Genomic DNA, 15,430 nt, shown 5'->3' on the forward strand with positions numbered 1-15,430 from the left:
CGCCGGTCAATACCGGGTGTGACTCAGCTCTTCAAATAAATCGCTATATATTTTGTAGCGAGAAGGGCTTATTCCTCCAGCGCTTTGGCCCTTTTTGACTGCATCCAGCACACCGCACCCCGGCTCATGCAGGTGGGTGCAGTTGTAGAACTTGCAGGCCGTTGCATGCTCGGCGATGTCGGGCATACAGGCCGCCAGCTGCATGGGGGCGATATGGTGCAGCCCGAATTCCTGGAACCCTGGCGAGTCGATCAGTGCCGTGGTGCGCGCCGCATCCATCCAGTACCAGTGGGTGCTGGTGGTGGTGTGTTTGCCTGAATTCAGGGCCTGCGAGATTTCGCCGGTGAGCACCGAGGCGCCCGGCACCAGCAGGTTGATCAGCGTGCTCTTGCCGGACCCCGACGGGCCCAGCACCAGCGTAGTCTTGCCCTGCAAGTGTTCCATGAGCAGGGCGCGGTCCACATCGCTGGACAGCGCCAGAGATAGCGGCAGCACGCCATAGTGTTTGCCTGCGCCCATGTGCCGGTACGGCAGCAGTCGCTCCCATGCGCGGGCGAAGGGTTCGACCAGATCACTCTTGTTGAGTGCAATGATGGGTTTGATGCCCTCCGCCTCTGCCGCAATCAGTGCCCGTGATAGCTGGCTTTCGGAGAACACCGGTTCCGCCGCAATCAGGATGAGTACCTGATCGAGGTTGGCGGCGAAAGATTTGGTGCGAATCTCGTCCTGTCGGTAGAACAGGTTGCGCCGTTCCTTGACCTTTTCGATGGTGCCCTCTTCGCCTTGCCCGGGCGGCGGTGCCTGCCATAGCACATGGTCGCCAACGACGGCCTGGCTTTTTTTACCGCGGGGGTGGCAGATGCGGCGCTCCCCATCCGGGGTCTCGACCATGCAGTGGCGCCCATGGCTGGCCACCACGGTGCCTTCCATGAGGGCGCTGCGTTCAGCCATGGTGGGCCTGTGTCACAGCGAGACCAGCGCGTCGAACTGGGTGGCACACTCGAAGTCGGTGCTTGAGATGCCGTGCACGTCGTGCGTGTTCAGTCGCACCACGCAACGGTTGTAGTGCACCGACAGATCAGGGTGGTGGTCTTGCGCGTTGGCGATGAAAGCCAGGGCGTTCACGAACGAGATCGTCTCGTAGTAATTGGCAAAGTGGTAGGTCTTCTCGATGGCGACGTTGGCACCGTCACCACTGAGGCTCCAGCCCTCCAGCTTGGCCAGGTTTGCTACTACTTCTGTAGCTGTCAGGGCCCGGCGTATCAGCGTGGACCAATCTTTTTTCTTCAACATGGTAGTCATGGGTGGACAGGGGTTTGCATGCGCGCCAGTCGTTCAGTGGCGGGCGGATGCGAGTAGTAAAACTTCACGTAGACCGGATCGGGTGTCAGCGTGGAGGCATTGTCTTCGTACAGCTTGAGCAAGGCCGACGACAGGTCGGCGCCGCTGGCCTGGGCTACGGCATACGCGTCCGCCTGGAACTCATGGCGACGCGATTGTTGCGAAAACAGCGGCGAGATGAAGAAGGTGAACACCGGCACGACGAGCATGAACAGTAACAGTGCCAGCGCATCATTGGGTGCGGCGGCCATGGCCGGGTCCAGCGAGATGTTGGGCCGCACACCCAGACCGGTGTAGAACCAGACCTGTGTGGAAAGCCAGCCCAGCAGCGCAAAGCCCGCCAGGCTGAGCGCAAACATCATCACGATGCGCTGGATGATGTGGCGGTGCTTGAAGTGGCCCAGCTCATGGGCCAGCACAGCTTCGACCTCGCCAGGTGCCAGCTGGCGCAGCAGGGTGTCGTAGAACACCACGCGCTTGGCGGCACCAAAGCCTGTGAAATAGGCATTGGCGTGGGCGCTGCGGCGGCTGCCGTCCATCACGAACAGGCCCTTGGCCGAGAAGCCGCAACGCTGCATCAGCGCAGTCACGCGGGTCTTGAGCGACTCGTCTTCGAGCGGCTGAAATTTATTGAACAACGGTGCAATGAAGGTGGGGTAGATCACCATCAGCAGCAGGTTGAAACCCATCCAGAAACACCAGGCCCACAGCCACCACAGCGGGCCTGCAGCGCCCATCAACCAGAGGATCAGCGCGGCAATGGGCAGCCCGATGATCGCGCCCACCAGCAGCCCCTTGAGCGCGTCCGCCAACCACAGGCGCCAGGTCATCTTGTTGAAGCCAAACCGTTCTTCCACCACGAAGGTCTGGTACAGCGACAGGGGCAGGTCGATCAGGCCACTGATGGCGGCAAAGGCCACCAGCAATGCTATCTGTTGCCACATGCCGCCGCCCAATCCGGCAAGCAGTGTCTGGTTCAAAGAGTCCAGACCGCCCAGCAAGGTCCAGCCCAGCAGCACGGCCGCGCCCAGCGCCATCTCCAGCATGCCCAGCCGGGCCTTGGTGATGGTGTAGTCGGCCGCCTTCTGGTGCGCCGCCAGGGCGATGCGCTCGGCAAACGGTACCGGGACCGCAGCGCGATGGCGTGCTACATGCCGGACCTGGCGCGTAGCCAGCCAGAACTTGAGGGCCAGGCCCAGCAGCAGCGCGGCTGCAAAGGCCAGGGTGAACAGCAAAGAGGGGGAAATGTCGTCAGAGGTGGGCATGTGCGGCGAGTTTAGGCCATCGGCGACAATGCGCGCCATGTCAGAAGCCAACAACCCCACCCCTGCCACGCTTGCCAAATCCGACCAGAACCTGGTCTGGCTGGACTGTGAAATGACCGGCCTGGAGCCCGACACCGACCGCCTGCTGGAGATCGCCGTGGTTGTGACCGGTCCGAGCCTGGAACCCCGCGTCGAAGGCCCCGTGTTCGCCATTCACCAGCCGGATGAATTGCTGAACAAGATGGATGCCTGGAACAAAGGCACGCACGGCCGCAGCGGCCTGATCGACAAGGTGAAGGCGTCCACGGTTACGGAGGAGGAAGCGGAGCAGAAGATCCTTGCTTTCCTGGCCCAGTACGTGCCCAAGGGCACCGCGCCCATGTGCGGCAACAGCATTGGCCAGGACCGGCGGTTTCTGGTCCGCTACATGCCCAAGCTCGAACGGTTCTTTCACTATCGCAACGTAGATGTGAGCACGCTCAAGGAGCTGGCCAAGCGCTGGAAGCCTGAGGCTTACACCAGCTTCAAGAAGGCGCAAAAACACACGGCCCTGGCAGATGTCCACGAGTCCATCGACGAGCTGGCGCATTACCGCCAGCACCTATTGGCCGTGGATGTGAAAACGTCCTAAGTTGCCGCTCCTCTTTCTTGGTGAGGAAGTGAGGAGGGCAGTAGTTCCGCGTGATGTCCGCCCCTGGGCGCGCGTGCATTACGAAGGCGAGCGAAAGAATTCGGCGTAATCGAGGTGGTTCCCCCGGTAAAAGCAAAGGGGGTATTGCGGGCAAACCCTTAATCGTGCAATAATCGCTGGCTGCGCAGGAATTCCTCGCAGATTGTGCATCTCCCCTCACACACCGGGCTTGCCAGCCGACTGTCCATCGACAGTGCAGGACTGGCGAATAATGCCCACCCGCTCCGGCCTTTTCTGCGCCAGCGCAGGTTTCGTTTGATGGTTGATGTTTTTTAACCATTTGACGAAGCCAATCGTGGGCTGCGCCCGCGACCGTCTTCGTGAGAGAAAAATCATGACCGACACCTCTTTGGTGCAGGGCGAATTCGCGCCTGCAGACACTTCCTTTGCTGCCGACATTTCCGTGCAGTCTTCTCCCCTGGACGCCGTGGCATCTGCTGTCGAAGCCGACGCTTCCGTGACCGCTGAACCCAACGGCTTCATTGAGCTGGGCCTGGCCCCTGAACTCGTGCAAGCTGTGGCTGACCTCGGCTACACCCAACCCACCAGCGTGCAGCTCAAGGCCATCCCCCTGGCGATGGGCGGTGGCAATGACTCCACCAAGTTCATTGACCTCATGGTCTCCAGCCAGACTGGCAGCGGCAAGACCGCCGCCTTCCTGCTGCCCGTGCTGCACACGCTGATCAACCAGCAAGCCGCTGCCGAAGCCGAAGAACGCGCAGCTTTCGAGCGTGCTGTGGCCGAAGCTGCCGCCCGTGGCGAACCTGCTCCCAAGCGTGCCAAGCGCAAGGACCCCACAAGCTCGCGCAACTTCAAGGCCGCCACCCCTGGTGCCCTGATCCTGTGCCCCACGCGTGAACTGGCTCAGCAAGTTGCGCACGACGCCATCGACTTGGTCAAGCATTGCCGCGGCCTGCGCGTGGCCAACGTGGTGGGTGGCATGCCCTACCAGTTGCAGATCGCCAAACTGCAAAACGCTGACCTCGTGGTGGCGACCCCTGGCCGCCTGCTGGACCTGCAGCGCTCGATGCAAATCAAGCTCGACAAGGTGCAGTTCCTGGTCGTTGACGAAGCGGACCGTATGCTCGACCTGGGCTTCTCGGATGACTTGGCTGAACTGAACCAGCTGACCGCGCAGCGCAAGCAGACCATGATGTTCAGCGCCACATTTGCGCCCCGCATCCAGCAACTGGCCATGCGCGTGATGCACGATGGTGGTTCGTCTGTGCAGAAGGTGACCATCGATTCTCCGCAAGAGAAGCACGCCAACATCAAGCAAGTGCTGTACTGGGCCGACAATGCCCAGCACAAGCGCAAGATGCTGGACCACTGGCTGCGTGACACCACGATCAACCAAGCCATCGTATTCGCCAGTACCCAGGTGGAGTGTGACGGTTTGGCCAACGACCTGCAGCAAGAAGGCTTCTCGGCCGTGGCGCTGCACGGCGCCCTGAGCCAGGGCCTGCGCAATCGCCGTTTGATGGCGTTGCGCGCTGGTCAGGTTCAGATCCTGGTGGCCACCGACGTGGCCGCGCGTGGTATCGACGTGCCCACCATCACCCACGTGTTCAACTTCGGCCTGCCCATGAAGGCTGAGGACTACACCCACCGCATTGGTCGTACCGGCCGTGCGGGCCGCGATGGCCTGGCCATCACGTTTGCCGAGTTCCGCGATCGCCGCAAGATCTACGACATTGAGTCGTACAGCCGCCAGCAGTTCAAGGCCGAAGTGATTCCGGGCATGGAGCCCTCGCAGCGCGCGCCGCAGGCACCTCGCGGTGGCGATTTTGGTGGTGGCCGTGGCGCCCCAGGCCGTTCGTATGACAACCGTGACAACCAGTCGCGCGGTCGCTTCGGTGGTCCCGCACGTGGTGGCAATGATCGTGGTGGATTCGGTGGTGGCTTTGGCGGCGGCTTTGCTGGTCGTGACAACCGTGGCGCCCCTGCCCGTGGTGAAGGCGGCGGCGGTTTCGCTGGCCGTGATGACCGTGGCGGCGACCGTGGTTTTGCGCCGCGTCGTGACGGTGACGGTTATGGCCGCAAGCCTGGTTTTGGTGACACAGGCCGTGGTGGCTTTGCTCCCCGTGGCGATGCGGGTGCACCGCGCGGCGATTTCGCTCCTCGCAAGCCGGCGTTTGCCAAACCTGCTGGTGGTGCTGGCAAGCCCTTCGTGGCCCACGACGCCCGCAAGCGTCCTGCACGCCCCGCGCGCTGATCGCTGACAGTTTGGTGGCCTAGCGCCACCGCTGTTGCAAAGGCTGGTACCGCAAGGTGCTGGCCTTTTTTCATGGTAGACGCCTTTTCAGCCGCAGATGCCATCGGCGACTCGTCAATAATGGCCGCCGGAGGAATCTGCTGTGTCGTCTTCTTTATCTTCGGGTGCGGACTTTGAGCACATGTTCGGGCTGGCGCCAGTGTCGCTCTGGTTGGAGGACTACAGTGCGCTCAAGCAGCTTTTTGACCAGTGGCGCGTCGAAGGCGTGACTGATATCCGCACGTATCTGGCCCAAGATCCGGCCCGCCTGCGGGCCTGCAGCTCCGCACTCAAGGTGCTCAAGGTCAATCAGCGCACACTGGACCTGTTTGCCGCCGAGAGCCAGCAGGTCCTGGAAGCCAACCTGGACAAGGTGTTTCGGGACGACATGCACGATGCGGTGGCGCATGAGCTGTCACAGCTGTGGGACGGACAGCTGGAGTTTTCCAACCAGACTGTGAACTACGCGCTCGACGGGCGGCGGCTGGATGTGCAGATCCGTGCGCGTATCTTGCCCGGGTATGAGGACAACTGGAGTCGTGTGCTGGTGTCGCTTGAGGATGTGACGGGCACTGTACGCGCTGGTGCTGAACTGCGCCGCAGCGAGCAGTATGCGCGTGACCTGTTCGAGCATTCCCCGGTGTCCTTGTGGGTAGAGGATTTCAGCGCGGTCAAGAACCTGCTCGATGGTGTGCGTGCGCAGGGTATTGATGATTTCAAGACATTCATCCGGGTGCATCCCGAGTTCGTGACACGCTGCATGCACGAAATCCGGGTGATCGATGTGAACCAGCAGACCCTGCGGATGTTCGGCGCAGAGAGCAAAGAAATGCTGCTGAACAACATTGGTCGGGTGTTTCGCGGTGAGATGCACGAGTCCTTTGCGGAGCAATTGCTGGACCTGTGGGAGGGCAAGACCTTTCAACAGCGCGAAGTGGTTAACTACGCACTGTCCGGGGATGCCGTGCATATCCACATGCAGTTCTCGGTGCTTGCCGATCACATGAGCGACTGGGGCCTGGTGCTCCTGTCATTGGTGGATATCACGGCACGCAAGAAGGCCGAGGCTTATCTGGAGTACCTGGGCAAGCACGATGTGCTCACGCAATTGCGCAACCGAGCCTTTTATGCAGAGGAGCTCAACCGCCTGACCCGCAAGGGCCCTTGGCCGCTGTCCATCATCGCCATCGACCTGAATGGTCTCAAGGTGGTGAACGATGAGCAAGGCCATGCGGCGGGGGACTCCATGCTGCGCCGCGTTGGCGAGGTCTTGGCCAAGGCCGTGGATGCTCCGGCCTGCGCAGCCCGCATTGGTGGTGACGAGTTCACGGTGTTGTTGCCAGGCACGGATGAGCGAGGAGCCATGGCTTTGCAGGAGCGCATTTTGTCGATGCTCGAACTCAACAACCAGTTCTACCCTGGCCAGCATCTGAGCCTGGCCATGGGGATTGCCTGTTGCCAGTCTGGAGATGCGGTAGAAGCCGCGATCCATCGCGCAGACCAGGCGATGTATGCGGAGAAGAACCGCTATTACCAGCAAAAAAACGTGGACCGGCGGCAGCCCAGTCCTTGATCAGTCGGGTATTGATCAGAGGTGGACCGGCGTACGCCCGATCTCGGGCCAGCGATGGTGCAGACAGATCCAGGACAGCATGCCAAGGCACAACATCAGGAGTGATGACAGCGCCAGCAAAACGGTAGAGTGCATCACCAGCGGAGCGATGACGCCTGCCACCAGGCCATTGGCCGAAGAGCCGACAAACGCCTGCATGGATGAGGCCATGCCTCGGCGCTCCGGGTAGAGGTCCAGCACCAGCAGCGTCACCACCGGCACCATCAGTGCCCAGCCAAAAGAGAAGACCGCAATGGGCGCCAGAGCCCACCAGGCGTGGGGTGTGAACAGCAGATTGGCGACCAGGTTCAACACAGCCACCGAAAACATGATGACAAATCCGTGGCGGATCTGGCGCTTGGGCGGGATACGCCCTGCCAGCCGTCCACTGAGCCACGCACCGCCCATGATCCCCGAGATGGTCAGGACAAAAAACCAGAAAAACTGCGTAGGCGCCAGCGACAGGTGATCGCCAAGAAATGCTGGAGCCGAGAGAACGTACAGGAACATGCCATTGAAGGGCACGCCACTGGCCAGCGCCAGCAGCACAAAGCGCGCACTGGTGCCCAACTGCACGTAGCCGCGCATTAGATGGCGCACATGAAAGGGCTGGCGCTGCTCCACATGCAAGGTCTCTGGCAGCAGCCTGAAGTTGGCGGTCCAAAGGGCCACTCCCACGAAGGTCAGGAACCAGAAAATGCTGTGCCACCCGGTGTGGACAAACAGCCAGCCTCCGATGATGGGAGCAATCGCTGGAGCCACTCCAAAGTAGATGGTCACCTGGCTCATAACCTTCTGCGCTTGTGCTGGAGGGAACATGTCGCGGATCACCGCGCGGGAGACCACGATCCCTGCTCCCGTGGACAGGCCTTGCAGTGCCCGGAAAAAGACCAGTTGCCCGATCGTTTGCGACAGCGCACACCCTGCGGAAGCGAGCGTGAACACGGCGATGCCCCACAAGATCACGGGCCTGCGCCCAAAGCTGTCTGCCAGCGCGCCGTGGAACAGGCTCATGAACGCAAAGCCGAACAGGTAGGCGGACAGCGTCTGCTGCATTTCCACCGGTGTGGCTCCCAGCGCCGCGGCGATGCCTGAGAACGCGGGGATGTAGGTGTCGATGGAGAAAGGCCCGAGCATGCCCAGCACAGCCAACAGGATCGCGAGCGCCCAGCGGGGTGCTTTCCAGAGCAGATGGGCTTGTGGGTTCATGAGTGGTGGCAGATGGGGGTTGCGGGCACGCGAAGGACATCGCACCGCCGTGGCATCGCGGGATGGCGCGGCAGTGCGGATGGATTATGCGGGACGCATGCGGCAGGGTGCGGAGAAGGGGGCTGTCGCGCAACCCCTCGTCACGCCCCGTTCGGGCTTCAAGCCAACGTAGTCAATAGTTGTAGGGAACCCATTCACCGTTCCCCGAGCGCATCACGTACTTGCCTTCCATGTTGCGCATCACGATCACATCGGCGTTCTCTGACACAAAGGGGGTAGTGACCGGGGCTGCGAGCCGCTCCGCCAACGGGCGCGCGGAGTCGACGTAAGGGTTGTCGCGAATCAGATCGCCTAGCAAGGTGTACAAGCCCAGGTAGCTCATCGGCTGGTTCACAACCACGGGCGCTGCTGGGGCGGATGCCTCAGATGGCTTCATGCCCACCAGCTTCACCGCAGCGGGGACCAGGGTGATGCGGGGGCCAGGAATCTCCCGCATACCCGACATCTGGATTTTGTCTCCGCGCAGCGATGCGCCGTGCTCAGGGACCAGCATCACGACCACAGGGCGGCCTGCTGCCTCCAGTTCGGAGATGAACTTGTCGAAGTCGGCGAGCAGCTGTACCAAGCGGGGCTTGAATGTCTCCAGGCTGTTGCGCGAAGCCATGCCTGGCACGCGATTTCCGTCGTGCAGGGAGATGGTGTTGTAGTACAGCGCCACGGGCCCGGTGCTGCGGTCAGTGCTGCGCTTCTTCCACCATTGCGCCAACAAGGCGTGGTCGTTATAGATGGGCGAGCCGTCAAAATTCTGCATGTGCACGGGCGCGCCCTGATTGGACTGCAGCTTGCCAGCAAGGCCTCCGCGCTGTTCCAGCGCATGGGCAAACTCTTCGTACACCCCGTCGTGGTTGAGCAGTGCAGCGGTCTGGTAGCCCACTTTTTCCAGGTTGGGAAACACGTAGCACTGCGGATCAATGCCCTCGTACAGCTTGTTGTGTGGTGTTTGGCCACAGGTGCCGTGCAATACCCGCAGAGAGGCTGGTCCGCTGTAGCTGGCAGCGCTGTTGAAGTTGGTGAACAACACATCAAAACGCTTGAGGAATGGGTTGTCCCGCTGTCCTACAAAGTCCATGTCATCCCACGACAAGGAGCACACATGCAGCAGGATGATGTCGAATGCCGGGGGCGTATTGGGCGCGGTGAACTGGACGCGCCTTTGGCTTTCGCTCGCGTAAAAGCGTTGCAGCAGAGCGTCTGGCGACGTGTCCTGATTGTCGTTGGGCGCGGCGGCCGAGTTCAATCCGCTTGCTGCGGCCATGGTGGCCTGGGGCGTAGCCGCCTGCTCCTGCAGGGCCGCTACCACCGGTACGCTCAACAACGCCAGCAATGCAAACGTCCCCGCACGCACCCGCCGGGCCAGTGCTGCATAAAGCACGATGCCGACCAGTCCCACCAGCAGCATTTCAGGGTTGAACACCCGCTGGGCAAGTTCCAGCCAGTAGTCCGCGCTGAAGCCACTCAGCGCTTTGAGCTGCGACAGCACGCGTCCTGGGCTGGGAAGGTAAGAGTCGGCATACAGCAGTGCGATGGCAGCCGCTACGGCGACTGCAGCGCGTACACGGCGCCACCTCTTGTGCGCAATGGGGGGCAGCATGGACGCCCACAACAGCAGGTTCAGCCACCAGTTCAAGCCGATATAGCCACCAAAGTACAGGCCCACCTTGGCAAGGAAAATCAAATGCCAGAAGCTCATGCCGGCAGCCTTTCTTGCCCGCGCTGCTTGCGAAGGGGCCATCGGCTGCGTGCCGACTCCACCAGCGAAGTCCAGAACTTGCGGTAGCCCAGCACGCCCAGCTGCGCGATTTCCTGCAGGCCATGCAAAGGTCGGTCGGTATCGTGGCTGTCGTTCCATTGCCTCCAGGTGTCGGGGCGGGCAAAGGTGCACTGCACCAGGTCGATTTGTTGTTCGCGCGTCATGGGGTCAAACTGAAAACCGGTGGCGCTCTGGCCTCTGTGCAACATCACCGTGGCTGGAAAGGTGCATTCCATATCGTTGCGCCACAGTCCCACCTGCACCTTGTCTCCCACGGCCAGTGGAGTGCCTTCAGGCAATTGCAGGCCTACACCAGTCATGGAAAAGTCGATGCAAAGGGCCTGAAGCACGGTTCCGTCGTCCTGGTACAAGGTTGCGGGCAATTGCGTGGCCACGCGGTGCATTCGCCGCACCTGGCGTGCTTCGGATGCCACACCCAACGCAGCACCCAGCATGAGGATGCTGTAGACCGTCCATAGCAGATTGAGGAGTACGGTGGCGGTTTCCTCGGTATTCCAAAAGAACAGGCGCAGCAGCCCCATGCCGAAGGCTGCGAAGTTAAGCAGGACCAGCACGGTGTAGGGGCGGGAGATCACCCAGTCGAAGTACGGCTCGTCCACCAGCCCGCCCTTGGCTGTCACGTTGAACTTGCCAAGGCGCGGATTGATCAGAGCCACCGTGGTGGGCAGGGCCACGTACCAGGCCAACACCGTTTCGTAGACCTCAGCCCAGAACGTGTGCCGGTGCTCGCCTTGCACGTGCGCATTGGCGATGTTGGACTGCAGGATGTATGGCAGCACATACAGCGCGATCATGATGGCGCCCGCGTTGATGATGTGCCATTCAAAAAACAAGAAGGCCATGGGCGCGGTGAGGAACACCAGCCGCGGCAGCCCGAAGAAGAAGTGCACCATGGCGTTGGCATAGCAGATGCGCTGCCACAGCGTGAGGCCCTTGCCCAGGAAGGGGTTGTCCACGCGGAAGATCTGCGCCATGCCTCGCGCCCAGCGGATGCGTTGGCCCACATGGGCCGACAGGCTCTCGGTGGCCAGGCCGGCGGCCTGCGTCTCATTGATGTAAGCCGTGGTGTAGCCGCGCCGGTGCAGCTTGAGGGCGGTGTGCGCATCCTCGGTCACGGTTTCCACTGCGATGCCGCCCACTTCTAGCAAAGGGCCGCGCCGTATCACCGCGCAGGAACCGCAGAAGAACGTGGCGTTCCAGAAATCATTGCCATCCTGGATCAGACCGTAGAACAGGGCACCTTCGTTGGGCACACGGCGGAAGGTGCCCAGGTTGCGCTCAAACGGGTCAGGTGAGAAGAAGTGGTGCGGCGTTTGCAGCATGGCGCACTTCGGGTCGCGCTGGAACCAGCCCACGGCCGTGGTCAGGAAGGAGCGTGTGGGAATGTGGTCGCAGTCGAAGATGGCGATCAGCTCACCATCGGTCTTGCCCAGCGCATGGTTCAGGTTGCCAGCCTTGGCGTGGTTGTTGTCGGGCCGCACGATATAGCCCACGCCCATGGATTCGGCAAAGGCACGGAATTCCTCGCGCCGCCCATCGTCCAGGATGAAGACCTTGACCTTGTCTTTGGGCCAGTCCAGTGCCATCGACGCCAGCACCGTGGTGCGCACTACACTCAGCGGCTCGTTATAGGTGGGGATGTACACATCCACCGTGGGCCAGGACGCGGGTGCGCCTTGCAGCTCCGCCGGACTGCGGTGCAGGGGCCAGGCAGTCTGTATGAAGCCCAGCACCACCACCAACCAGGTGTAAGCCTCTGCCGCCAGCAGGCCGTAGCCCAGGAAGGACTCGATGACCGAGTCGAATTCAATCGATGAAGTCAGGCGCCACCAGGCGTAACGCCCCATCGCCAGCAGGCTGATCGCTGCAAGCGCCAGCGAAGGATAGCGGCCTGGCAGGCGCCGGAGCACCAGGGACAGTCCCCAGCAGAGCAGCATGAACAACAGTTGCCCGAACCAGTTGAATGGGGTGGTCATGACGACCAGACCGGTGACCGCCCCCACCGCCAGGATCACCCAGCGCAGGCCAGGAATCTCCAGGGCCGGTGTGAGCCACTGGTCTGCCAGTCGCATGCCCTTGCCCACGTTGACGTGGGTGGCCAGGCGGTCCATGGCACGCAGGAAAAGCCGGATGGGCCAGAAAACCAGTGTCAGCGCCAGTGCCAGGACTCGCCAGAGCCAGCGCATGGCCCAGCCGAGGCCTGCCCAAAGCCCGCGCACTGGGCGTAGCAACCAGGGGCGCAATGCGCGCTGTGGCGAGGGTGGCAGAACGAAACAGCGCCACAACCACATCCACCAGGGAGCCTCATGCCCGACCTCAAGCTGGCGCCCGAGCCACATCAGTGCCTTGCGAGTGGGCACCAGTGCGTCCGCTTGTTCGGTGGCCGGTGTGGGTGTGGTGGTGCCCGAGGGCGCCTGGTCTGTCATGGTGCAACCACTCCAGCTGCGGGCGCAGGCAGCGGCGCCAACGGAGGCACTGCCGACAGCCAGTGGAAGATGCCCTGGAGATCGTGCGCGGACTGTGCATGCGGTGCCATGCCGTTCACGCATTGCGATGCGGCCAGTGCACGTGAGAGGTTCTCGTCTTCATGCACGGTATAGGGCAGCAATTGGCTTCCCCACTGCTGGCGCAATGTGCTGAGCGCCTCCCGTTGCGATACGCGGCGCGGGTCAAAACGCGTGACTGCGATGCCCTGCACGTTGGGCGTTGCTGGCGACGCCTGCAGCATGGCGCGTACGGCGTCCGTGCTGGCACATCCGCGCGCAGACGCTTCCATGACCACCAACACCGCATCTGCGCAGCGCAGCGCTGCCTGGGCCAGCGGCGAAGGCCATTGCGGTGTGTCCAGCAGTATCGTGCAATCCTCTGGTACGTCGAGCAGTTCCACCTGGTCTTGCAGCCACTGTGGGTTGGCAGCGAGCAACTGGTGGAGCGTCGTGATGGTTTCTGGTGCCGCTGGGCCAAAGGGCAGAACGCAGACGCCGTCCGTGTTGTCGAAGCTGCCGTCTGCCCACCAAGAGTCTGTGGCGGCAAGTGCTGCCCATCCCTGACTGGCGGGGCGGGGCATGCCCAGGTGTATGCCCAGCAGATTCTGGGCACAGAGTTCTACGGCCAAGGTGTGTTGGCCTTGACGGGCGCCAATGGACGCCAGGTGGGCGACCATGGTGGTACGCCCGGACCCGCCGAGCGGCGAAACGACAGCAATCACGCGCATGCAAACTCTTTGTTCATGGGGCTTTGGTCATCCCACCTTTTTGGGTAATGGGCGACTCGCTTTGCGGAAGGTTTGGCCGATAGGGCTGCACGCAGCGTAACGGCTGGCGCCCCTTCAGCACGCGGCGCAGCAGCCAACCACACGGCCAAGCCAGCAAGACGCCCAGCAGCACGTAAACAAGCATCCATGCCGTCATGCAGACGTCCTTCCAAGGGGGCGTGGCGCGGCGCGCTGTCCGATAGGGCGTGGTCGCATTTGCGGTCTTGTCACAACGAGCGGCGAGGCCGCGGACTGTTGGCTCTCTACGTTGGTGTGCTTTGGCAGTGCCAGCGCATCCTCTCTTAACTGCGCCAAGGGCGTGGCAGGAGGAGCCTCCAGGGCGGCAGGTGTGGGGGCGCTGACTGCTGCCAAGATGGCACTGTAGTCAGGTAAGCCCTTGCGCAGGGATTCTTGCAACTGTTCAGTCATCGCGCGTATGCCCGGCGCTGAGCAGTCCGTAGCTTGCGAAGTGAAAAGCTGGGTCAGCGGCAGCGCGAATACCCGTTGCAGTGCCAGCTCTACATCGGGCTCCCGGCAGGCGAACAGGAACACGTAGATCGCTTCGTGGTCGGCCGTGAACAAGTCGCCATCGCGCGAGGTGTGGCAGGCGCGCAAAGCATCGAGGTGCGGCATCCGGTCCAGCATGTTGAGCCGTATCAGACTGTGCGACAGGCCAATGTCATGGGTGCGGTCGAGCATGCCGCGTACCAACGTACAGAATCGTCCCGGGGCCTGGTAGCCCCGCTCGCGGGGGGGCATGAAGCTGTCGAGCGCCTGAGCGTAGTCGGGGTGGACTTTGCGGGTGTGGCTCTGAGCGTTGATGTCCTGCAGCAGTTGCAGCAGTCGCGAGAAACCCACCTCTTTGTAGACCACCGCGCTGGCGCCCAGTTGCAGCAGTGCCTGTTCGCTGTGGGTGCGCAACTTGCCGAGGTTCTCGCGCACCACAATCTTGAGCGTTGGGGGGCGCGAGAGACGCAGGTGGTGCACCAGGCGTGCGCGGGATTCAAAATCCCCCGCAGAGCCCGCGTCGATCAGCACCGTGGAGGCCACGCAGGTCGCAGCAGCCACTTCGATGTCCTCCAGCCCATCGACGATGCGCCAGTGGCCAGGGATACCGCGCTGCCCCTCCACCGATGCCCGGGTTGCCAGCACGCCCCATTGGTCGGCTGCAGTGACCAGTTCGGGGGTAGCGCCTTGGGTGCGCGTGCCGTCGGCAGTCAGTCGGTGTGTGCTGGCGTCTTGCACCAGGCCAAAGCCGGTCTGAAACAGCGCCCCGGTGTCCGAACCCCAGCGGTCCAGGCTCAGGCGCCAGCGGTCAGCGTCAGCATGCAAGGTGGCGATGTGCATGGACATCTGGCACAGGTTGCGCAGCGTTGGCAAAAGGGCAGTGGCATCCAGCGGCGGGGTGAACCCCAGTACCACCGGGCGCTGCCGTTGGCGGCACAGGGCGCTGAGCTGGTCGCTGACATGTGCGAGTTGGGCAATGTTCAGTCCGGACAGCAGGTTCTGTGTGTCGCACAGATACAGCGCGTGCTGTGGCAGCAGACCGGTCCGTTCAAGCTCCTGCACGAGTGGACTGAGTCCATGGCGCTGTACTTGCGCCTGCAACCCAGGCGATAGCGCCCAGAGCTTGAGCCGACCAGCGCGGTAAGCCGCTCGTAGCTCGGGGTACTCCAGCAACTCGTCCAGCCACTGCGTGCTGGACGCCACCAGCCCCAAGGGGCCAGCGGCCAAAGCGTCTTCGATCAGCGCGGGAAACCATGCCGCAGCGCTTCTGCTGTCGGCGGCAACCAAAGAGACGGGCACATGGGATGGCAACTGGCCAATGCCGTCTGGCAGGCCTGCGATGCCGATGCTTGTCGGTCGCTGGATGGCGCTGGCTGTACCCAAAGAGGGCCAAAGGCGCTGGGCGAGTGAGTGCAGCACACTGGTTGCAGGTGGGCTCTTGCGTGAGGATGAAGCGGCAGAGGACAT

General features: G+C 62.3%; 13 protein-coding genes. 3 read left to right on the forward strand and 10 right to left on the reverse strand.

Going from position 1 to position 15,430, the window contains the following annotated elements; translation table 11 throughout:
• Positions 1–6: 6 nt before the first annotated feature.
• The 3 genes from rsgA to CLU87_RS04100 are packed head-to-tail and all read right to left on the reverse strand — an operon-like array spanning position 7 to position 2,606.
• Complete coding sequence (rsgA, locus tag CLU87_RS04090; RefSeq protein ID WP_099729611.1) at positions 7–951, reverse strand: ribosome small subunit-dependent GTPase A; 945 nt, start codon at positions 949–951, stop codon at positions 7–9.
• 12 nt (positions 952–963) lie between these two features.
• Positions 964–1,302 (reverse strand): 4a-hydroxytetrahydrobiopterin dehydratase, encoded by a 339-nt coding sequence (locus tag CLU87_RS04095; protein WP_099729612.1) that lies wholly within the window; start codon positions 1,300–1,302, stop codon positions 964–966.
• On the reverse strand, positions 1,299–2,606 hold the full coding sequence (locus CLU87_RS04100; protein WP_099732029.1) for a M48 family metallopeptidase: 1,308 nt from the start codon (positions 2,604–2,606) through the stop codon (positions 1,299–1,301). The genes CLU87_RS04095 and CLU87_RS04100 overlap by 4 nt, the downstream gene beginning before the upstream one ends.
• A gap of 37 nt (positions 2,607–2,643) precedes the next feature.
• Between CLU87_RS04100 and orn the strand changes: the two genes are divergently transcribed.
• Positions 2,644–3,237, forward strand: a complete 594-nt coding sequence (orn, locus tag CLU87_RS04105) for an oligoribonuclease (protein ID WP_056062110.1) — start codon at positions 2,644–2,646, stop codon at positions 3,235–3,237.
• 216 nt (positions 3,238–3,453) lie between these two features.
• Here the strand turns inward: orn and CLU87_RS23115 are convergent, their stop codons facing one another.
• Positions 3,454–3,633 (reverse strand): hypothetical protein, encoded by a 180-nt coding sequence (locus CLU87_RS23115; RefSeq protein ID WP_143227242.1) that lies wholly within the window; start codon positions 3,631–3,633, stop codon positions 3,454–3,456.
• Here CLU87_RS23115 and CLU87_RS04110 point away from each other — a divergent pair.
• Both CLU87_RS04110 and CLU87_RS04115 read left to right on the forward strand, forming a co-directional pair.
• Positions 3,632–5,512, forward strand: coding sequence for a DEAD/DEAH box helicase (locus CLU87_RS04110; protein WP_099729613.1), 1,881 nt, complete (start codon positions 3,632–3,634; stop codon positions 5,510–5,512). The genes CLU87_RS23115 and CLU87_RS04110 overlap by 2 nt on opposite strands.
• 142 nt (positions 5,513–5,654) lie before the next feature.
• Positions 5,655–7,124: a GGDEF domain-containing protein gene (locus CLU87_RS04115; RefSeq protein ID WP_099729614.1), complete on the forward strand. Its 1,470-nt coding sequence runs from the start codon at positions 5,655–5,657 to the stop codon at positions 7,122–7,124.
• Between the two features lie 15 nt (positions 7,125–7,139).
• Here the strand turns inward: CLU87_RS04115 and CLU87_RS04120 are convergent, their stop codons facing one another.
• The 6 genes from CLU87_RS04120 to CLU87_RS04140 form a co-directional block, all read right to left on the reverse strand.
• Positions 7,140–8,372 carry a multidrug effflux MFS transporter gene (locus CLU87_RS04120; RefSeq protein WP_099729615.1) on the reverse strand — a complete coding sequence of 411 codons (1,233 nt, stop codon included), beginning with the start codon at positions 8,370–8,372 and terminating at the stop codon, positions 7,140–7,142.
• Between the two features lie 172 nt (positions 8,373–8,544).
• The gene (gene bcsG / locus CLU87_RS04125) at positions 8,545–10,122 is read right to left on the reverse strand and encodes a cellulose biosynthesis protein BcsG (RefSeq protein WP_099729616.1); all 1,578 of its coding nucleotides are present in this window, start codon (positions 10,120–10,122) and stop codon (positions 8,545–8,547) included.
• Positions 10,119–12,542 (reverse strand): UDP-forming cellulose synthase catalytic subunit, encoded by a 2,424-nt coding sequence (gene bcsA / locus CLU87_RS04130; RefSeq protein WP_369804335.1) that lies wholly within the window; start codon positions 12,540–12,542, stop codon positions 10,119–10,121. Before bcsA ends, bcsG begins: the two co-directional genes overlap by 4 nt.
• An 83-nt stretch (positions 12,543–12,625) precedes the next feature.
• Positions 12,626–13,417, reverse strand: coding sequence for a cellulose biosynthesis protein BcsQ (gene bcsQ, locus CLU87_RS04135; RefSeq protein ID WP_099729617.1), 792 nt, complete (start codon positions 13,415–13,417; stop codon positions 12,626–12,628).
• A 13-nt stretch (positions 13,418–13,430) separates the two neighbouring features.
• Complete coding sequence (locus CLU87_RS23120) at positions 13,431–13,613, reverse strand: hypothetical protein (protein ID WP_143227243.1); 183 nt, start codon at positions 13,611–13,613, stop codon at positions 13,431–13,433.
• Positions 13,610–15,430 carry a BcsE family c-di-GMP-binding protein gene (locus CLU87_RS04140; RefSeq protein ID WP_158236066.1) on the reverse strand — a complete coding sequence of 607 codons (1,821 nt, stop codon included), beginning with the start codon at positions 15,428–15,430 and terminating at the stop codon, positions 13,610–13,612. The genes CLU87_RS23120 and CLU87_RS04140 overlap by 4 nt, the downstream gene beginning before the upstream one ends.

Source organism: Acidovorax sp. 59, assembly GCF_002754175.1.
Taxonomy (GTDB): Bacteria; Pseudomonadota; Gammaproteobacteria; order Burkholderiales; family Burkholderiaceae_C; genus Acidovorax; species Acidovorax delafieldii.